Below are 19,348 nucleotides of genomic sequence, written 5' to 3'. Positions count from 1 at the left end.
CGGGCCTTTTGTTTTCAGAACTTCCGCTTGTAGGCGGCGGCAATCGCTGCTGCCTCGTTGCCTGCGCGGTGCCCTGCATCGATACTGTAGACGAAGCCCATTTCCAGTTCGGCGGCGAGGGAAGGCCTGAAGAGGTACGAGAGGCCCAGATCGAGCTGCCGCCCGGACGGGGCGACCTCGCCTGAAACTGTCTGGTAGTTGAGTGTGCCGTCACGCGAGCGCCCTACCGGGATATCCATCGAAATCGTGCCGCTTTCGGCGCGCAGAGGCTGGGACAGGGTGAATGTCAGGCGGTCGTCGCTGGCAAAGACGTCGCTCGCACGCAGGCCGACTTGAAAGCCCGAAAAACCAACGGGATCGATGGCTGTTGCATAACCGGATCCGGCGGTCCCGAACGCCACGCCGTATTCCAACCCCCCGAACAGCGCCAACTGGGGCGTGATATCGAGGCTGGTCGCCAGCGTGAAGGCGGAAAGGGCGGAGCTTTCCGGCGTGGAAAATGGCCCAGAGCCCGTCATGCCCAGGAATGCACCCTGCTCGGCAGACTGGGATACGCCTATCCGGACGTCCAGTGCGTCAAAATCGAAAGCCAGCGCGGCCCCGGCGCCGACCATCGCACCATTGGGGTCAGACGCGTGGGCGCCCGCGAAGCCATAATGCTCGAATTTCGCAAACCCCATATCGTACCGGCCATAGGCGGCGGTGGTCGAAGTCGCCAAGCCAAGCACCGATGCATTATTGACGTTCTCACTTCCCAACCCGAGCGCGTTCTGAAGGTAAGTGTGTCCGTCGAGCACGGAAAATCCGAATGTGTAGCCGAGGTCCTCGAAGTGCAATTCCTGGCTCGTTTCGTCGAAACCGAAGGCGGCCAGCCCATTGGTTGCCCGTTCGTTGAATATGCCAATCCTGGGTAGGGCGGCGGATTCCCGTGTGCTGGACTTGGCAGTGGGCGCAAACGTGCCAGCATCGATATAGAAATCGCCATTGAGGGCGTCGAAGACCGCGAGATCGTTGCCGGTCATCAGCCGGGAGAGGCCGTCGCCGAACGCCGCGTTGCCACGCAGAAACGAGCCATCGAGATCGTGGCGCTCGGCGGCTTGGACGCTGCGACCGTTGAGCAGGGAGACGGTGCCGATAGGGCTGAGCGCGGCAGCGACATCGAGTACGCCCATACCCCATTCGTTGGAATAGGACTTAGCCACGCCGTTCCCGAAATTGTGCGTTCCGGTAGCGTTGAAACCGGCAAAGTTGGAATAGGCCGATGCGAGAAGTCGCTTCTGCCATTCATTGGGCGAGAGATTGGGAAAGGCCTCCGCAACGAGTGCGATCGCTCCGGACACCTGCGGTGCGGCATAGGACGTGCCCGTTCCATACCAATAGTCGTCATCGGCCAGGCTTTCTGCAGCAACGGTCGTCCCGTCGGCAAAAAGGCAGAAAGTTGCGGCCTGTCCGCACGGCGCCGAAATTCGTCTGGCAGCGGTGATTTGCAGATTGGCGTTCAGATTGAACGCGCCGTTGCCGACAGCAATCCAAGCGTCCTGTAGATAGGGCAGCAACACCGGTAGGGCGCCAGAAGCATCCGCATCGGAAAGCGCGCTGTTATTGGAAAGCGCCCATACGACGACCCCCCGGTCTTGGAATGCGTCGAGAGCGGTAAAGTATTGCTGCCAGGCAGCAGCCCCGCCTCCCGAAAAGTGATTGAAGGCTGAGGCTATAGCTGCGGTCGTCCCGGAGGAGCCACCGATATGGGCTTGCACATCGGCCAGCAGCAACTCGCCTCCTCCCGTCCTCAATACGCCCCAGGAATTGTTTTGGGCAACCGCTTGTCGTGATCTGGCATCCAGTGTCGCCAAGCGGATTTTGGAGAGATCCATCGCCGACTTGGAATTATCGAGATAGCTCGTCAAGTGTAGCGAGGCGTTAGGCGCCACACCCATAATATCCCCGGTGGACTCATTGGCAGCGATTAGAGATGCGACATGTGTGCCATGGTCGCCATAGGCGCCCGGGATTACGGATATGTCTCCGTAAGCGACTATTGTTTTGCCTGTGAAGACCTCATGGGACACGCGGAAACCATCGTCTACGACCGCAACCAGCATGCCGTTACCCGACAAACCCCCGGATCGTGCGATGTGGAGCCGAATTAGTTCATACGGATGAGCCCGATAGGTTGTCCCCCCGATCGTTATATCTCTGTCGACATTCTGGAATTCCGGAGAGATTCTGATGGTTTCGGCTGCCGCGCTATCAAACGTGTGGGCGACCGAAACCGTAACCCAACTGGCCGGAACGCCACCGCCGCCGCCGCCGCCTCCACCGCAGGCCGAGAGGGTTGCGGCCATTAACACGGCGCTAAGGGGTTTGAAAGTTCTTCGGGCGTCGCGCTTAAGGGATGCTGAGGACATGTTGTCATTGTGGCCATGAATCGACGGAACGGTGTCATGATGCCGTTCGGAAGCCTGGGGGTAAAGACCTCGATGACCTTTCCGGCGCCAGCACTGTATAAGTCCCCCCGACCAGCGAGGCGCTCAGAGATACCGTGCCTTCAAATGCGCCATGAAGTGGGCCGGGTTGAGGGGTTCTCCCGTCGCTTTCTCGAGAATCTCCGGGGTGGAATGGCGCGAGGCGAGGGACCAGATGTTCTCACGGCGCCAGGCGTTGAGGGCATCGAAGTGGCCAGCGGCAACATGATTGCGAACATCGGGGATCGCCTTTTCGATCACCGCCCATTGCTGTGCAGCGATCATGGCTCCCAGCGTGTAGCTGGGGAAATAGCCGAAGGCGCCGGCGGGCCAATGGACATCCTGCATGGGACCGTCGCGGTAGTTGTCCTTTGTGGAATGGCCCAGATAGGCGGTCATCTTCGCGTCCCAGACTTCCGGAATATCGCGCACCGACAGTTCACCTTCGATCAATGCCTTTTCGATCTCAAAGCGCAGGATGACATGAAGTGGATAAGTGGTCTCGTCGGCATCGACGCGGATGAACCCCCGCTCAACGGTGTTGACCTCCCCAATCACGTCCTCGACCGTCCAGCCCTCGAGCACATCCGCGCCGAGATGTTCGCGGACGACCGGCATGGCCCATTGCCAGAATTCCGGCGACCGGGCGATCTGCTGCTCGACGAACAAGGACTGGCTTTCATGGATGGCCATGCCACGGGCATGGCCAACGGGAAGGTGGCCGAGCTCGCGCGGCAGGCCCTGTTCGTAGAGCGCATGGCCGGTTTCGTGAAGCACACCCATAAGCGATGAGAGGAACTCGTCGGTCCGGTAGCGGGTCGTCATCCGCACATCAGTCGGCACGCCGCCGCAGAATGGGTGATGAGAGACATCGAGCCGGCCATGGGTGAAGTCGAAGCCCAGCGCTGCCATCATCGATAGTCCCAGTTCACGCTGCATTTCGATGGGGTATGTGCCCTTCAACGATTTTTGCGGGCGCGCGACGCGCTGCTTGTCCTGCGCTTCGAGCGCGGCCGGCACGAAATCGACAAGGAAGGCTTTAAGGTCTTCGAAGATGGGGGCAATATCGGCGGCGCGATTGCCGGGGTCGTATTGCTCCATCATGGCGTCATAGGGCGCGAGGCCAAGGGCGTCGGCGCGCATGGCGGCTTCCTCGCGCGCCAGCGCCACGACATTTTCCAACGCAGGGGCAAAACCTGCCCAGTCGTTCTTGATGCGCAGATCGCGCCAGAGCTGCTCCGAGCGCATATTGGATTCGGTCTGTCGGCGGACAAAATCGGAGGGCAGGCAGGTTGCGTTGGTATGGACTCGGACGAACTCGCGCAGGGAAAGCTGGTCGTCAAGCGAGAGGTCTTCGGCTTTGGCTGCCTCGATCCAGTCCGCGACGTCCGGAGCGGTAAAGGTCTCGTGCCGTATTCCCGAGAGATGCGCTACCGCCTCGGCACGCTTTTCGCCACCCCCGACGGGCATATTGGTTGCCTCGTCGGCGGAGAGGATGGCGATGGCGTGGTCGATGGCTTCGAGCTTGCGGCCAAGGGCATCGAGTTTGGCGTAGGACATTCACATCATGCTCCGGATCGGTGTCTGTCCACCCATAGCGCCGCCATCCCTCAAATGGAAGGCGTGTGCCGTGTGGTCATCCCCGTTCGCGGCGCGGCGGGTCTGTAGGCCGATAATCCTACGATTGCCGAAGCGACCGCACCTGCTCCGATGACGATCAGGCGCCGGCGCGAGAGCGGGTTGGGTTCAACCTGCCTTCTTCGCTGACGGTCGGCATGGGCGCGCATCTGTTGGACATGGGCGGCGAACATGGGGTCTAACATTTGGGGCTCCTGCAAAGGTGTTTGCCGGATAGCCGAACGAGGAAAAATGAAATCGACACGGACAGAAAATATTGTGCTGCTGTCGATCCTGGCGGCTTTCATTCGTCCATATGCCGGTTCAATCTGCGCAGCGAGGAGGTATGCCCATGCGCTATATGCTGATGATCTATCTGGACGAGACCAAATTCGAGCCAATGACGCAGGCCGAACGGGATGGCTTTACCAATGGCATGCTCGATTTCGACGAGGAACTGATTGCGGGCGGGCACTATGTAGTATCCGAGGCGTTGCAATTGCCCTCCGAGGCGGTGACGGTGCGCAAATGGGACGGAGCATTGTCAACGACCGATGGCCCGTTCATGGAGACCAAGGAACATCTTTCAGGTTTTTTCGTCATCGAGGCCCGCGATCTCAATGAAGCAATCCGTGTGGCGGGGCGTATGCCACTGGCTACAATGGGGTCCGTGGAAGTTCGGCCCCTCAAGGTCCTCGAAAGGATTCCGTCATGAAGTTCATGTGTCTTGTTCTGCTCGATTCCGAAGTGACGAAAACCATGACAGATGCCGATTGGCAGGCGCTTGGCGCGGCGTCGCTCGATTACGACACTTATTTGTTTCGCGATGGCTCGCTGATTATGGCCCAGGCCCTGCAAGGACCGGATACGGCACGCACGGTCCGGGTGCGCAAAGGCGAAGCGGTCGTTAGCGACGGGCCTTATATTGAAACTCGCGAGCAGGTGGCCGGCTTTGTTCTCGTTGAAGCAAGGGACATGGACCACGCCATCGAAATCGCCAAGGGCATCCCCATTGCTAAGATCGGGGCGGTGGAAATCAGGCCCGAATATCTCATTCCGAGACCTTAGTGACTATATCCGGCCAAAGCGCAGTGGACACTGCATGGCGCGAACATTCGCGCAGGGTGTTGGCGACGCTTGTGCGATTGCTGCGCGACTTCGACCTCGCTGAAGAAGCACTTCATGATGCATTTCTGGCCGCTGCAGATCGTTGGTCGCGGGATGGTGTGCCGGACAATCCCTCTGCATGGCTGATCTCCACCGGCAGGTTTCGGGCCATTGACAAATTGCGGCGGCGCAAGACGTTCGGCAGCTTTGAGCCCGAACTTATCCGCCAGATCGAGGAGGACGCCGCGGCGAAGGCAGGTGTCGAACCCGACGAGGTTGCCGATGACCAGTTGCGGCTGATCTTTGTGTGCTGCCATCCGGCGCTCGCGCCCGAAGCGCAGACCGCGCTCACGCTGCGCGAGGTATGTGGGTTGACGACCGAGGAGATCGCGCGCGCCTTTCTTGTGCGTCCCGCGACACTTGCGCAGCGGATCGTGCGGGCCAAGGCGCGGATCCGGGAGTTGGGACTGGCCTACGAGGTGCCCGCATGGGATGCGTTGCCTGAAAGGCTCGATGCGGTGTTGCGGGTCATCTACCTGGTTTTCAACGAGGGTTATTCTGCGACTGCCGGCGAAAGCGCGATACGCACAGAACTCTCCAACGAAGCCATCCGGCTGGCTCGGCTTCTGGTTTCTTTGCTGCCGGACGCAGAGGCGCTTGGGCTTTTGGGTCTGATGCTCATCCACGAATCGCGCCGGACGGCGCGCCTGTCGCCGGAAGGCGAGATCGTCCTGCTCGCCGATCAGGACAGAAGCCTTTGGCGGCGCGATCTCATCGAGGAGGGAAGCGGATTGGTTGAGCAGGCGTTCGCGACGCGGCAGATCGGGCCTTATACGCTGCAGGCCGCGATCGCCGCTCTGCACGCAGACGCGGCGCGGCCGGAAGATACAGATTGGGCGCAGATCGTGGCACTTTACGATGTGCTGTTGCGTGCAGCGCCTTCTCCCGTGGTCGAACTCAACCGCGCTGTGGCAATCGGCATGGCGCGCGGGCCGGGAGAGGGGCTGACGCTCATCAATGCGCTTCTCGCGTCGGGCCGGCTCGATGATTATCACCTGATCCACGCGGCGCGCGCCGATATGCTCTGGCGGCTGGGAGATAACGGCGCTGCCAGGAGCGCCTATGCGGATGCGTTGGCGCTATGTCGTCAGGAGCCGGAACGAAGGTTTCTCACACGGCGTATTGCCGAACTCAAATAAATAGGGGCGCGGCGGGGAATGCCGCGCCCCTGTTGTCCGGTCCCACGGGGAAGAGGGGCCGGAAAGGGCGCCTGCCAGATTTTGGGGAAGGCAGGCGGCCTTGGGGAATGTGGGCGCCAATGGCCCGTTGTTGCCTAGAACGGTAGGATCGCGTCGAGGACCTGTTGCCCGTAACGGGGCTGCTGGACGTCGGTGATTTGTCCGCGGCCGCCATAACCGATGCGGGCTTCGGCGATCTTGGTAGAGGGGATGGTATTGTCAGAGCCGATATCCTCGGGCCTGACGATGCCAGCCACGATCAGATCGCGGACTTCGAAGTTCACGCGAACCTCCTGGCGGCCCTCGATGACAAGATTGCCGTTGGGCAAGACCTGGACGACGACAGCAGCGACTTGCGTGGTTACCCGCTCGGAACGGTTCACCGAACCGTTGCCGGCATGGTTGATGCCCGAGTTGGTACCCAGCGCTGCGTCTGCCGAGACATCGGGCGCGACGGAATTGAAAATCGAGCCCATAACCCCCGAAAGGCCCGCTGTGTTGCTCGACGTCCGGGACGAGGAGGTCGTGTTCCCGATCTGGGCGCGGTCGTCGATGACGACATGCACCGTCAGGATATCGCCGATCTTGGAGGCGCGCTGATCCTTGAAGAAGCCCCGGGCATCGGAGCGGAACAGCGAGTTTGCCTGATAGACCGCAGGCTCGGCCACTGGCATCGGCATTGCAACCGGCCGATAGCCGGCGGTGACGGTCGGATCGACAATCGGCGACAGGGCCGGCGCTTTTCCGACATTGGCGAGCCGGTCGGTGGTGTTGCAGGCTGCGAGCGTCGATACGAGTGCAAGCCCGGTCATGATCTTGAGAAAGGTGTTCATTTGGTTTCCCCGTTGATGCCGCGATTCCCCAATCGCGGTAAGATAAGTTCCTAGAGACCGGCAATCTGCTGGTTGCCGCTTGAAATCAGGACGACGCCGGTATCGATGGCAACGCCATGCAACACCTTGCGGGTCATCGGATTGAGTACGCTCACCGGTTCTGACATGCTCGCCGCATTGAGTGCCTTGCCCCGCGCAGTCAGCGTGAGAGGCCCTTGGCGGTAGATGACGGTGACCATGTCGTTGCGTGAGACGAGTTCAGGCGCGGCGAGATCGTTGGGCCGGATCAGGACGCCGGCGCGAGTCTGGCGCTGGAGTTGCTTGCCGACTATATCGTCGACCCTGACAAGCCCGGCATTTTCGGCATAGGTGAGAGGTACCAGTCGCATTTCGATATCGTTCGCGCCGAGGATCGATCCTGCGGGCAGCGTGCGCGCCAGATGCGGAGCTTCGATCATGATCTGGATCTGGCCCGACACGTCGAGAGGAGTATCGTGCCCAGACACCTGAAAGCGGGCAGAAAAAGTCGATGAGCCTGGCATATAGCGCAGGATAACCAGCGAGGCCGGGGCTTCGGTGGCAGCCGCAGTGAGCACGGGAAGGGGCGCATCGAGCGCTATCTGCATGTTCATGGCCCCGTTAAGGATGCCGCGGCCCAGCAGATCGGCTTCAATCAAGCCCGAGATCAGCGGCAGATCGATCGCGATCCCAGGACGGGTCACGCGGATGCGGTCGAGGCCGGCCGTTTCGAAGGTATCGATGCCCAGGGGCTTTACCGCCGACCTGATCTGGTCGATCGTCACGACGCCGCTCGTGCCGGGCACTGGTGCGCGAAAGATGGCGGTTTCGGCCTGCAGGCCGGCATTCTCGAACACGTCACCAACGGTCACCAGCGCGGATTCGATAGTAACGTCGCCTCGAAGAATGGGCATTGCGTGCGCGGCGTGCGCGAGCATGGCAAAGGCCAGCGTCAGGGCGGTTCGCTTCATCCGTGCGGTAAACATCACTCAAACCCTCCTTTCAATCGTCAGCGAAGCTGGGCTGTGGCCTGCATCATCTGGTCTGCGCCCGATATGACGCGGGCGTTCATTTCGTAAGCGCGCTGTGCGGCGATGAGGTCGGCCATTTCGGTGACGGCGTTGACGTTGGCATTTTCAAGATAACCTTGAAGAAGCGCTCCCATGCCTTGGGACCCCGGAAAGCCGATCTGGGCGTCGCCGCTGGCGGGTGTTTCGAGAAACAGGTTGTCCCCGATCGATTCCAGCCCACCCTTGTTGACGAAACGCGCCATTTGGATCTGGCCGAGCTGCACTGGAATGCTGTCGTTGTTGAGATAGGCCTCAACCATTCCGTCCCGGCTGATCGATACGGCCGTGGCTTCGCTCGGGATGATGATGCCGGGTTCGATCTGGAACCCGTCCACGTTGACAAGGAGGCCGGTAGAGTCGCGCTCGAACGTGCCGTCGCGGGTATAGGCGGTGCGGCCGTCGGGCAGGGCGACGACGAAGAACCCTTCGCCCCGTATGGCGATATCGAGTTCCTTTTCGGTGGGCACCACGTTGCCTTGCGTCATGACACGGGCCGTCGCGGCGAGCTTGACGCCCGAGCCGATCTCGATCCCGACAGGGACCTGTGTGCCCGAGTCCGATGTTGCGGAGCCCGCCCGGCGGTAGGCCTGATAAAGCAGGTCCTGGAATTCGGCGCGCTGGCGCTTGTAGCCAGTGGTCCGCATGTTGGCGATATTGTTGGAGATTACTTCGACGTTGCGTTCCTGGGCGGACATGCCGGTCGAGGCAATGTAGAGGGCTTTCATCGCTTGTTTCCTCAGGCTTGCGCGTCGCCAAGACGCTGGATTGCGGTGCGGCGGAGTTCGTCCTGCTTGTTCATCAGGTCGGCGAGAGACGTATAGGCGCGGGTAACCCGGATCATTTCGGTCATCTCCGCGATGCCGGAAACGTTGGAGCGTTCCGTTGCGCCCTGGATAACCGCCGTGGACTGCGCTTCCCGAGGCGTGCCGCCCTCGAACATCGTGTCGCCGGTGCGGGTCAGTTCCTGCGCATTCGCGAATTCGACGATGCGGAGTATGCCCTTGTTGCCTGCGCTCGATGTGATCGTTCCATTGGCCGAAATGGTGATATCGATTTCTTCCGCCTCGAAACGTATCGGGTTGCCGGTGCTCGAGAGGACCGGATAGCCGTTCTGAGTAACGAGGAGGCCGCTGGAGTTAAGTTCAAAGACGCCGTTGCGCGTCCAGCGTTCGCCCTGCGGGGTCTGTACGGCAAAGAAGCCTTCGCCCGACAGTGCAATGTCCAAGGGGTTGCCGGTCTGGACGATGGAGCCGGGGGCGAAATCATGCATCGTCGCCCAATCCTGCACATAGGAAAGGGGCTGGTCGCCGCGAGGGAACGTCCGGTCCGCGGCCACAGGCATGATATATTCCTCAAAGAGGATTGCTTCCGCCTTGAAGCCGGTCGAATTGATGTTGGCCATGTTGTTGGCCAGCACGTCCATCTGGCGTTGAAGTGCCATTTGGCGCGAGAGGCCGATTAGTTGCGCGTTCTGAATCATTAGCGCGTTTCCCCGTTTTAACCGGAGACCCACTTCCCCAAGCGGATCGTCCGCAAAGGGCATTGCACGCGCCGTGCCAAACTGAAAACATTAATTAAAACAACATATTATTTTACGCAAAGAAGTCGTTTACAGTAGGTTATCCTTAACAGTGAGGCAAAACTTGCCGGGTAATTTCTGCCGCGCGGGCCCGGTTGGTAACCATTCATTAACCTTGCGGGGATTAGCTGGATTGGCCGGGAAATCCGGGCCTTTGGAGGATTCGGAACCAATCCATGAGCGACGTTGCAGATAGCGAAGTTGACGGGAGCGCCGAGGACGGCGCTGGTGCGAAGTCCGGTCGCCGTAGGCTGATCATCATCGGCGGCGCAATCCTTGCGGCGCTGATCCTTGCTGGGGCCGCCGGTGCCTGGTTCTTGGTGGGCACAGGGTCCGATACGGATCAGCACGCCGCAGCCGATGCGCGCGAACCGCATTTCTTCGAGCTGCCGGTTATCACCGTCAATCTCAGCACCGGAGGAGGCAACCCCGAATTCCTGCGCATTTGGATTGCTCTGGAAGTTAGGGACGAGGCAATGATGTCCATGATCGAGCCCCGGCTGCCGCGTGTGCTGGATGCATTTCAGGTTTACCTGCGAGAATTGCGCCGGTCCGATCTCGAAGGTTCGGCGGGAGTCTATCGCCTCAAGGAAGAACTGCACCGCCGCATCAATCTGGCCGTATATCCGGCGACGGTCGACAACATCCTCTTTAAAGAGATTCTGGTGCAATAGGTATGGCGGACCCCGAACAAAGCCTTGGCGGATTGAGCGACGATTGGGCGGCCATGCTCGAGGCAGAGCAGGGCGTGGAGGGTGTCGATCGCGTACTCAACCAGGACGAGATCGATTCACTTCTGGGCTTTGATGCCAGCGTGGGCGCCAACGTCGAGCTCACAGGGGTCCGCGCGCTCATCAATTCGGCGCTGGTCAGCTACGAGCGCCTGCCGATGCTCGAGATCGCTTTCGACCGCCTGGTGCGATTGGCGACGACCACGCTCAGAAATTTCACCTCCGACAATGTGGAAGTATCCTTGGATTCCATCTCCTCGGTGCGGTTCGGGGACTATCTCAATTCTATCCCGCTGCCGGCCATTCTTTCGGTGATCAAGGCTGAAGAGTGGGACAATTTCGGCCTTCTGACGGTCGATTCCAGCCTTATTTATTCGATGATCGATGTGCTCTTGGGCGGTCGAAGAGGGTCGAGCGTAATCCGTATCGAGGGGCGTCCCTATACGACTATCGAACTGGCCTTGGCGCGGCGCATGATAGAGCATGTGCTGGAAGACATGCGCAAGGCGTTCGAGCCCTTGACGCAAGTGACCTTCAAGCTTGACCGGATGGAAACCAATCCCCGATTTGCAGCGATCTCGCGGCCCGGGAATGCGGCCATCCTTGTCGAGTTGCGTATCGACATGGACGACCGTGGCGGCAAGATCGAAATCATGCTGCCCTATGCCACGATCGAGCCCATCCGTGAGCAATTGCTCCAGATGTATATGGGTGAGAAGTTCGGACGCGATCCAATATGGGAAGGACATCTCGCGACGGAAATCCATGCTGCGGACACGGAGATTTCTGCCGTTCTACATGAGATGGAGCTGCCGCTCTCGCGCATCCTGAGCCTCTCGCCGGGGGACACAATCACATTCGACATGACGCCCGCCGATCCTGTCACGCTACGATGCGGAACGGTCGATCTGACCAAGGCAGTCATGGGGCACATCGGCAACAATGTTTCTGTGAGGGTGATACGCCCACTTTATCCGCCAAAGGTCACGATGGCGGCTTTCGAGGCGATGGACGAACAAGCGGAGGGCAAGTCATGACGGGACTTTCGTTAGGGCTGATAATCGAGGGTACCGTTGCCGTGCTGCTCGCGACCACCATTGGCTACTGCATCCTGCTCAACCGCAGGATCGCGAGCCTGCAAGCCGACCGCCTGGCGCTTCAGCAGATGACCGCCGATCTTGTCCAGGCCACAACCATGGCCAATGCGGCGATCAGGGGGCTGAAAGAAACCGCGGTGGAGGCTGACGAAACACTCAATCAGCGTCTCAACGAGGCCGAGCGTTTCGCCATCGAATTGGCTAACCACGTCAATGCGGGACAAGCGGTAATGGACCGGATCACACGGATTACGCAGGCCGCCCGCAGCCAGCAGGGCGGGGACCAGGCGGCAAAAGCGTCGACTGCGCTCAAGGCCCTGACCGAGCACCAGCGGCGCCGGAGCAGCGCGGCGTGAAAACCATGAGGCTGTTGCCCATCGTGATACTGGCCGCGTCGGCTCTCCTGGTTCTCAAGGTGAGCGGTCTCGTGTTTGGCGAAGGGTATATCCTCACTGGAATTTCAGGTGTCACAGCGAGCGAACATGGGACGCCGGCCTCGGACGAAGCCAATCTTGCCGCTGCCGATGTGGCGGCACGCGCGCTGTTTGAAAATACACCGGCTCCAGCCGAGGGTGACGCAGTTCCGACCTTGCAGTTCGATTCCCAAGGCGCAGGAAGACCGGTCGCGCTCGTCGAGGATGACACAGAACGGCTGATCCTTGAAAGGCTTGCGGCCCGGCGCGCCGAGCTCGATGCCCTCGCCGAGGAACTCGACATGCGACTGGCTGTTGTCGAAGCCGCCGAACTGAGGCTCGAAGAGCGGATGGCCGAACTGATGGCCCTCGAGGCGCGCATAAACGCGGCGATGGATGAGCAGGAGGCCCGCAATGCCGGACAGTTCGCTGGCCTTGTGGCCATGTACGAGTCCATGCGCCCCTCCGATGCAGCAACCATCTTCAACGATCTCGAGACGAGCGTGCTGCTCCAGGTGAGCCGAAGCATGAATCCGCGTAAACTCGGTCCGATCATGGCCAAGATGCATCCCGCGAAAGCGCAGGGTTTGACCGTGCTTATGGCGGCGGAAGGCGAAAGCGCGCAGCCCGAAGCGGCCCAGGGTGGCTTTGCTCATTTGCCGCAAATTGTAGGGCAGTAAAAGCGTGCCAAGGTAAGGGCATCTTAAACGCTCGCCGCTAGGCTGCCAAAATTGAACGGCGGCAGGCAGAATGCTTTGTACCACCAGACGAGCGGGAAGCGATCTCATTAACGCCGCGCGGGCAATCGCGCTGGCGTTTTTTGCGTGCCTTGCGCTGGCTTTCCCTGCCACGGCTCAGGATCGCGTCACGGTGGAGGTGCAGCGGCACGAGAACTACGGCCGCATCATCGTTACCTTCCAGGACCGGCTGTCCCTGCCAGAGCACGAAGTTTCCATCGAAAACGGCGTGCTGGTCATCCAATTCGGTGTCCGCCTCGCGGGTGTTCTGCCGGAGATTGCGCGTGCACTGGACGATGTCATTTCGGTTGCGCGCTTCGATCCGGACATGACCGGGATTCGTATGGGCCTGCGCGGGCCCATGCAGCTCAATACCATCGATGCCGGCGAGCAGCTTTTCATCGATCTGCTTCCGCCCAACTGGGTGGGGCTGCCCCCGAGCTTGCCGCCGGAAACCGTGGCGCGGCTCGCCCGGCGGGCTGAAGATGCAGCCAGATTGGCCGAAGAGCGCCGTCGGGCCGAACTGGCGGCCGAATATAATCCCGCCGCCGTGGTCCGCGTGGGTCGCCATCCGACCTTCTGGCGGATCATGTTCAATTGGAATGTGGGGACGCGTGCAAGCTACGCCCGCGAGGAAGACAGCGCCAGCATTACCTTCGACTGGCCCGTGGGAATCGATCTCTACGAAATCATCTCCGATATGCCCGAGCAGTTGCTCGCGGTGGAGAATACGGTCAGTCTCGGCGGCACCACCGTTACCCTGAACGTTGAGCAAGGCACACGGATGCGCTTTTACGAGGATAGCGCCACGCGCTTCATTCTCGATATCGATCTTGCGGGCGTGTTCGTGGAAGCAATCGATCCTGAAGCGCTGGCTCGGGCTTCAGCAGGGGTGGAGGGTAGCGGCACCGCAGAAGCTGCGCATTCCGACAGCTCGGACCCCGACGGTGCAATTGCCGCCTCCGGGGAAGAGCCCGACACTGTCGTGCCCTTTGTGACGACGGTGGGTTCGACCGTGCGAGTGGTATTCCCCTTCCACCGAGAAACGCCAGCGGCGGTGTTCCGGCGCGGCGACACACTATGGCTGGTCTTCGACACGCCCGCCGAAATCGCCCCACCCATGGACGAGTATTCCAGCGGTTCGTTGGACGCCCTGGTATCGGATTTTGCCGTCGAAGGTTTCGAGGGGTCCAAGGTCGTCCGCCTGGAACTCAGCCAAGACCGATTGGCCACAATGGGCTCGGAAGGCCGGGCGTGGGTATTGTCGCTCGGTGACGTGCTCATCAGCGCCACCCAGCCCATCATGCTCGAGCGGCGGCAGGGAGCAGGTGGACTATTTGAAGTCTTCGCCGACGTGGGGCAGCCCGGGCGTGTCCATACGCTGCGCGATCCGAACGTGGGCGATACGCTTGAGGTCGTTACCGCGTTTCCTCCTGCGCGCGGCATCGTTCGGGATCTCCATTATGTCGATTTCTCAGCGCCACGCACCGTGCACGGGCTTGTATTCCGGCCCAACCACGACGGTGTGTCGGTAAGGGTCGAAGGCAACCGGGCGGTTGTGGCGGCCGAGGCTGGACTCACGCTTTCCGCCGAGCAGCCGATACGGCTCGCGGCGTCGGGGATCGATGCCCAGAATCTGGTCGATCTCGGCGTCCATATTGCCGCCAACCCCGCCGACTTGCAGCAACGGCGGATAGAGTTGGTCGGGCGCACGCTGAGCGCCGAAGGACGCGATCTCGACCGGGCCCGGCTCGACCTGGCAACATTCTATCTGGCGAACAATCTCGCGTTTGAATCTCTGGGCGTACTTTCGACCTTGCGAGCAAGCTTGCGCCAGCCAGACCTCGAATCGGCGATCCGCATTGTCGAAGGTGCAGCGAACGCGGTGGCCGGGAGAGCCAGAGAGGCCGTCTCGCTGTTGGGAACAGAGGCCCTCGCCGAGAGCTCGGAGGCTCGGTTCTGGCGCACCATCGCCCGCGCCCAGCTGGGGGATTGGGAAGGCGCCCGAATGGAGGCCCTTGGTTCGGAACTGCTCGCTTCCAACCAGCCAAACTGGATTCGGAGCCGCTATCTGCTCGCCGGTATCAGGGCCGCGGTGGAGCGGGAAGATATCGCGCTGGCAACGCGCTTCCTACAGCAGATCGATCTCTCAGCCATGGGGCCGGACCAGATTTCCGAGTTCGACTTATTGAGCGGTATGCTCGACGAACTCAACGGGCGGTATCCCGAAGCGTTGGAGAGCTATGGGCGGGTCATTGCCGCGGATCGCCGCCCCACGACATCCCAGGCGGTTCTGCGCACGATTTCGCTTCTCGATGAACTGGGTCGGCTCGATGTGGCGCGTGCCGCTGACACTTTGGCCGTCCAGTCAGTCATCTGGCGCGGTGATTCCACCGAGCTTGCCATAATCGAAAAGCTCACGGACCTGCAGTATCGCAACGGTAATTACCGCGACGCATTCTCGACGACCCGGCTGGTTTCGGACAGCCACCGGAATTCGGATGTCCTGTCGCGCCTCATGGAACGCGCCCAGGTCGAATTCCAGGCGCTTTATATCGATGGACGAGCCGATGCACTCGACGCTATCGAGGCCTTGAGCATCTACTACGATTTCCGGCAGTTGACGCCTGCCGGGACACAGGGCGACCAGATGATCCGCAACCTGGCGCATCGCCTGATCAGGGTCGACCTCCTCAATCAAGCAGCTGAACTCCTCGACTACCAGGTTAACAATCGTCTGCAAGGCGCTGCGCGTTCGCAGGTGGCGGCCGATCTTGCAATCATACACATCGCCAATCGCGAGCCCGCCAAGGCGCTCGAAGCTCTATACCGCACGCGTCTTTCGGGCCTGCCCCCAGCGCTCGAGCGCCAACGACGTGTTCTCGAGGCGCGAGCATTGCTTGATGTGGGCCGGTTCGATCTTGCGCTCGATATGCTGGCCGGCATGGCCGGGCGAGACATCGACCTTTTGCGCGTAGACGCCTATTGGCGCGCGAAACGCTATCGCGAAGCGGCGGAAACCATTGAGAGGCTTTACGCCGTGGATCTCGACAAGGGCACGCTCAGCCCGATCGCGCGTACCAATATCGTCAAGGCGGCTGTCGGTTACCTCATGGCCAACGATCAGATTGGGCTCTCGCGTCTCCGAAACCGGTATTCGGACCTCATGTCCCGGGCGCCGGAATGGCCTATGTTCTCGTTCGTCACGGACGCGATCGACACCTCGGCCAGCGAATTCCGGCAAATTGCGCGACAGATCGCAGCGGTGGATTCCCTCAACGCCTTCCTCAATGCCTATCGCGAAATCTATACCTCGGAAGGTGCCATAACACCCTTCCGGGCCACCCGGCAGGACGGGATCAGCTAACCCATAAAACTTCGGAGCAGGGACCCGACGACGAGGTACCAGCCGTCGACCAGCACGAAGAAGATCAGCTTGAAGGGCAGCGAGATGATGACGGGCGGGAGCATCATCATGCCCATGCTCATAAGCACCGATGCCACCACCATGTCGATGACGACGAAGGGCAGGAAGAGCAGGAAGCCGATCTCGAAGGCGCGCCTCAACTCCGAAATCATGAAAGCGGGGATGAGGATACGCAGTTCGAGTTCTTCAGGTGTGTCGGGTGGCGGTGTTTCGGTGAGATCGAGGAACAGCATCACATCGCGGTCGCGGACATGTGTCCGCATGAATTCGTGGAACGGGCCGGCTGCCAGTTCGGCGCCTTCCGCAATCTCTACATTTCCCGCAATGAGCGGTGCTATTCCCTGGTCGTAGCTTGCCTGCAGCGTCGGGGCCATGATGAAAGCGGTGAGAAATAGCGCCAGCGAGACCATGACGGAGTTGGGCGGCGCAGTTTGCAGGCCGATCGCCGTGCGCAGGAGCGACAGCACGACGACGATGCGTGTGAAACTGGTGACCATCACGAGAATCGAGGGCGCCAAGGCCAGGACGGTGATGAGCGCAATCAACTGGATGGCGCGCTCGGTGAGGGTCGTATCGTCACCGAAATCGATGCTGATGTCCTGACCGAAGGCCGCCGCCGGAACCAGTGCCGCAACTAGCACGGTCGCCGCAATTACCGCGCGCAAAAGCCTCCCGCGGCTGGGAAGCCCGCGCAGAAGATCAGGTTCGCCTTCCTTTGTTCTTGTCGGCGTTATCGTTTTCCCCCGATTCAGCTACGGTTTCGAGCGCAGGTTCGCGATCGTCGCTCATACCGTTTGTAGCTGAGTCGATTGCGGGAGCACCCGCCGTCGCGCGCTTTCCACCGGGAAGTTCGCCGCCTTGTCCGTCAGTGGCCCGCAAGAGGCCGGTATGGCGCAGCGATTTGGGCTTGCTCGTGGAGGAGGTATTTTCGAGGCGAGAGACGTTGGCAGGCGGCGTTTCGGCTTCGGATGCGCTTGTAGGGATCATCCGGCGTCCGGGCCGGACTGGAGTCGTCAGGGCAGGGGCTTCGAAGCCGGTTTCGACGACGAGATCGTTGGTGCCGCCGATGACGATCAGGTGTTCGACGCCGTCGCGCCGGATAATGATGGCCTGGCGTTTCTGGTCAATGGGGATGCTATCGACGATCGAGAGGCGCCTTTGCCGTCCGCGACCGATCGTCCGGGTGGCCTGTCCCATCACCTTTATGAGCCATACAGCCAAAACGATCAGCGCTAGCACGATGGCCAGCGCAACGATCATCGTGACATAGTTGGTTTCGCCGCCGAACAGGCTGGTCAGAAATCCCACTGTCGCGTCTCCTTAAACGAACACATTCCAAAGCCGCTTCTCCCGGCTGCATTGAGCAGAGAAATTGAATCGCCGGGCAAGGTTTGCCTAGCATAGAGCAGGAAAAGGCCAAAACATGAAGTTTTCCCGCACATGGGGAAAATGAAATTAACGCCTCGTTAACCATGAGACAGGCAAGATTTGCCCAGTTCGATCCGGCTGCGAGTCTTGATACGATGGGTATAGGCGACCTGCCAATCTTTTCCGCCTTGCGGAACAAGATGCAATGGCATCAGACCCGCCAGACATTGCTGGCGGAGAATGTGGCGAATGCCGAAACACCCGGCTATCGCGGCCGCGACCTTGCTCACTTCAACTATGAAAAACTGGTGCAACGCCCCAACGCGGCCGTCAATACGCGAACGACCAATGCCAAGCATTTTTCCGTCGGCGGCTCGGACGCGACGCGGTTCGGTGCGATGCGGATGAACAATTTCGAGATCATGCCCGAAGGGAACGGGGTGACGCTCGAAGAAGAGATGATGAAGGTCACCACCAACCAACTGGAATACCAGGCGGCGACCACACTTTATTCGCGTTCCATGAGGCTGGTGCGCATCGCATTGGGCAAGCAGGGTTAGGCTAGGGCATTTCCATGAACGACTTCATGACTTCGATCAAGATCGCGGGAAGCGGTCTTAACGCCCAGACGGCGCGGATGCGGGTGATCGCCGAGAACATGGCAAACGCGGATTCGGCCGGCAAGACACCGGATGAGGATCCGTACCGGCGCCGCATTCCCACGTTTCACGCGGTCCTCAACAGGGAACTGGATGCCCACGAAGTGCGTGTGGGGCGCCTGTCTTACGACATGACCGACTTCATCTCCCGATACGAACCGGGCCACCCGGCTGCTGACGAATTCGGTTACGTGAAGTATCCCAACATCAATACGCTGATCGAGACCATGGATATGCGTGAGGCCCAGCGAACCTATGAGGCCAATCTCAATGTTGTCACCGTGTCGCGCCAGATGCTCGGCCGCACACTCGATATCCTGCGCGGTTAGGAGCTAGCCAATGTCGACGCCATTTAACGCAGCGACCGCCGCGTACGGCAATGTGTCCCGCCTCATTTCCGATCAGGCTTCGGGAAAGACAGCAGGGCTCGCCTCGCCGGCTCAGGGCGGTGTGGATTTCGGCGCGATGCTGACCGAACAGCTCAATTCGGTCGCGGCTGCCGGTCGGCACACCGATCAGGTGAGCATGGATATGCTCAATGGCAAGGCCAACGTCGTCGATGTGGTTACCGCTCTGGCGCAGACCGAAATCGCGATGGAAACCATGGTCACCATCCGCGACCGGGTGATTTCGGCTTACGAGGAAATCATGCGGATGCCGATTTAGCGCGCACACCATCTCCGTGTACGATTGAGCACCGATTCGGTTGGAGTCTTTCCCATGAGTGGTGCCGTCACACTTGATATCGCCCGCGACGGGATCTGGACGCTGATCCTGATTTCGGCGCCCATGATGCTGGTCGGGCTGGGCGTGGGGGTGGTCATTGCGCTGTTCCAAGCCCTGACGCAAATCCAGGAAATGACGCTGGTCTTCGTGCCCAAGATCATCGCCATTTTCGTTACCATGCTCATTGCACTGCCTTTCATGGGTGCAACCATGGCGGCGTATATGAACCGGGTGGTCGACCTGATCATCACGGGCGGATAGCG

General features: G+C 60.4%; 21 protein-coding genes. 12 read left to right on the top strand and 9 right to left on the bottom strand.

The window, feature by feature from the left end; genetic code table 11:
* Positions 1–14: 14 nt before the first annotated feature.
* The 3 genes from I2G20_RS00190 to I2G20_RS00180 form a co-directional block, all read right to left on the bottom strand.
* Complete coding sequence (locus I2G20_RS00190; protein ID WP_196257666.1) at positions 15–2,345, bottom strand: S8 family peptidase; 2,331 nt, start codon at positions 2,343–2,345, stop codon at positions 15–17.
* Between the two features lie 186 nt (positions 2,346–2,531).
* Complete coding sequence (locus I2G20_RS00185) at positions 2,532–4,025, bottom strand: carboxypeptidase M32 (RefSeq protein ID WP_196257665.1); 1,494 nt, start codon at positions 4,023–4,025, stop codon at positions 2,532–2,534.
* Positions 4,026–4,075: 50 nt separating this feature from the next.
* Entirely contained in the window at positions 4,076–4,288 is a 213-nt protein-coding gene (locus tag I2G20_RS00180; protein WP_196257664.1) for a hypothetical protein, read from the bottom strand.
* A gap of 146 nt (positions 4,289–4,434) precedes the next feature.
* Here I2G20_RS00180 and I2G20_RS00175 point away from each other — a divergent pair, with 146 nt between their 5' ends.
* From I2G20_RS00175 to I2G20_RS00165, 3 genes are read left to right on the top strand one after another with little or no spacing between them, the layout of a single operon-like run.
* A complete protein-coding gene (locus I2G20_RS00175; protein ID WP_246472705.1) occupies positions 4,435–4,797 on the top strand; it encodes a YciI family protein in 363 nt (120 codons plus the stop codon).
* Positions 4,794–5,150, top strand: coding sequence for a YciI family protein (locus tag I2G20_RS00170; RefSeq protein ID WP_196257662.1), 357 nt, complete (start codon positions 4,794–4,796; stop codon positions 5,148–5,150). The genes I2G20_RS00175 and I2G20_RS00170 overlap by 4 nt, the downstream gene beginning before the upstream one ends.
* Positions 5,150–6,388, top strand: a complete 1,239-nt coding sequence (locus I2G20_RS00165) for a sigma-70 family RNA polymerase sigma factor (protein ID WP_196257661.1) — start codon at positions 5,150–5,152, stop codon at positions 6,386–6,388. Before I2G20_RS00170 ends, I2G20_RS00165 begins: the two co-directional genes overlap by 1 nt.
* Positions 6,389–6,522: 134 nt before the next feature.
* Here the strand turns inward: I2G20_RS00165 and flgH are convergent, their stop codons facing one another.
* Genes flgH through flgF form a run of 4 tightly spaced genes read right to left on the bottom strand, consistent with a single transcriptional unit; the run spans position 6,523 to position 9,828 of the window.
* Complete coding sequence (gene flgH, locus I2G20_RS00160; RefSeq protein WP_196257660.1) at positions 6,523–7,260, bottom strand: flagellar basal body L-ring protein FlgH; 738 nt, start codon at positions 7,258–7,260, stop codon at positions 6,523–6,525.
* Positions 7,261–7,310: 50 nt separating this feature from the next.
* On the bottom strand, positions 7,311–8,264 hold the full coding sequence (gene flgA, locus I2G20_RS00155; RefSeq protein ID WP_207747490.1) for a flagellar basal body P-ring formation chaperone FlgA: 954 nt from the start codon (positions 8,262–8,264) through the stop codon (positions 7,311–7,313).
* A 23-nt stretch (positions 8,265–8,287) separates the two neighbouring features.
* Positions 8,288–9,073: a flagellar basal-body rod protein FlgG gene (flgG, locus tag I2G20_RS00150; RefSeq protein ID WP_196257658.1), complete on the bottom strand. Its 786-nt coding sequence runs from the start codon at positions 9,071–9,073 to the stop codon at positions 8,288–8,290.
* Between the two features lie 11 nt (positions 9,074–9,084).
* Positions 9,085–9,828, bottom strand: a complete 744-nt coding sequence (flgF, locus tag I2G20_RS00145; RefSeq protein ID WP_207747489.1) for a flagellar basal-body rod protein FlgF — start codon at positions 9,826–9,828, stop codon at positions 9,085–9,087.
* A gap of 275 nt (positions 9,829–10,103) precedes the next feature.
* Here flgF and I2G20_RS00140 point away from each other — a divergent pair, with 275 nt between their 5' ends.
* The 5 genes from I2G20_RS00140 (at position 10,104) to I2G20_RS00120 (ending at position 16,272) form a co-directional block, all read left to right on the top strand.
* Complete coding sequence (locus I2G20_RS00140) at positions 10,104–10,601, top strand: flagellar basal body-associated FliL family protein (RefSeq protein ID WP_196257657.1); 498 nt, start codon at positions 10,104–10,106, stop codon at positions 10,599–10,601.
* 2 nt (positions 10,602–10,603) lie between these two features.
* Positions 10,604–11,695, top strand: coding sequence for a flagellar motor switch protein FliM (gene fliM / locus I2G20_RS00135; RefSeq protein ID WP_196257656.1), 1,092 nt, complete (start codon positions 10,604–10,606; stop codon positions 11,693–11,695).
* Entirely contained in the window at positions 11,692–12,111 is a 420-nt protein-coding gene (locus tag I2G20_RS00130) for a DUF6468 domain-containing protein (protein ID WP_196257655.1), read from the top strand. Before fliM ends, I2G20_RS00130 begins: the two co-directional genes overlap by 4 nt.
* The gene (locus I2G20_RS00125) at positions 12,108–12,848 is read left to right on the top strand and encodes a MotE family protein (protein ID WP_196257654.1); all 741 of its coding nucleotides are present in this window, start codon (positions 12,108–12,110) and stop codon (positions 12,846–12,848) included. Before I2G20_RS00130 ends, I2G20_RS00125 begins: the two co-directional genes overlap by 4 nt.
* A 70-nt stretch (positions 12,849–12,918) precedes the next feature.
* The gene (locus I2G20_RS00120) at positions 12,919–16,272 is read left to right on the top strand and encodes a hypothetical protein (RefSeq protein ID WP_196257653.1); all 3,354 of its coding nucleotides are present in this window, start codon (positions 12,919–12,921) and stop codon (positions 16,270–16,272) included.
* Here I2G20_RS00120 and fliP read toward each other — a convergent pair.
* Both fliP and I2G20_RS00110 read right to left on the bottom strand, forming a co-directional pair.
* Positions 16,269–16,997 carry a flagellar type III secretion system pore protein FliP gene (gene fliP / locus I2G20_RS00115; RefSeq protein WP_207747488.1) on the bottom strand — a complete coding sequence of 243 codons (729 nt, stop codon included), beginning with the start codon at positions 16,995–16,997 and terminating at the stop codon, positions 16,269–16,271. The two genes, I2G20_RS00120 and fliP, sit on opposite strands and share 4 nt — an antisense overlap.
* Before the next feature lie 34 nt (positions 16,998–17,031).
* A complete protein-coding gene (locus I2G20_RS00110) occupies positions 17,032–17,640 on the bottom strand; it encodes a flagellar biosynthetic protein FliO (protein ID WP_196257652.1) in 609 nt (202 codons plus the stop codon).
* A 164-nt stretch (positions 17,641–17,804) separates the two neighbouring features.
* Between I2G20_RS00110 and flgB the strand changes: the two genes are divergently transcribed.
* From flgB to fliQ, 4 genes are read left to right on the top strand one after another with little or no spacing between them, the layout of a single operon-like run.
* On the top strand, positions 17,805–18,260 hold the full coding sequence (gene flgB, locus I2G20_RS00105) for a flagellar basal body rod protein FlgB (protein WP_246472701.1): 456 nt from the start codon (positions 17,805–17,807) through the stop codon (positions 18,258–18,260).
* 14 nt (positions 18,261–18,274) lie between these two features.
* Entirely contained in the window at positions 18,275–18,688 is a 414-nt protein-coding gene (gene flgC, locus I2G20_RS00100) for a flagellar basal body rod protein FlgC (protein ID WP_196257651.1), read from the top strand.
* A gap of 10 nt (positions 18,689–18,698) precedes the next feature.
* On the top strand, positions 18,699–19,025 hold the full coding sequence (fliE, locus tag I2G20_RS00095) for a flagellar hook-basal body complex protein FliE (RefSeq protein ID WP_196257650.1): 327 nt from the start codon (positions 18,699–18,701) through the stop codon (positions 19,023–19,025).
* Between the two features lie 54 nt (positions 19,026–19,079).
* Positions 19,080–19,346: a flagellar biosynthesis protein FliQ gene (fliQ, locus tag I2G20_RS00090; RefSeq protein WP_196257649.1), complete on the top strand. Its 267-nt coding sequence runs from the start codon at positions 19,080–19,082 to the stop codon at positions 19,344–19,346.
* The last annotated feature ends 2 nt before the right edge of the window (positions 19,347–19,348 follow it).

This window comes from Pelagibacterium limicola (assembly GCF_015694405.1).
Classification (GTDB): domain Bacteria; phylum Pseudomonadota; class Alphaproteobacteria; order Rhizobiales; family Devosiaceae; genus Pelagibacterium; species Pelagibacterium limicola.
The sequence above is the reverse complement of the archived record's forward strand: the minus strand, read 5'-3'. Positions and strand labels throughout refer to the sequence as shown.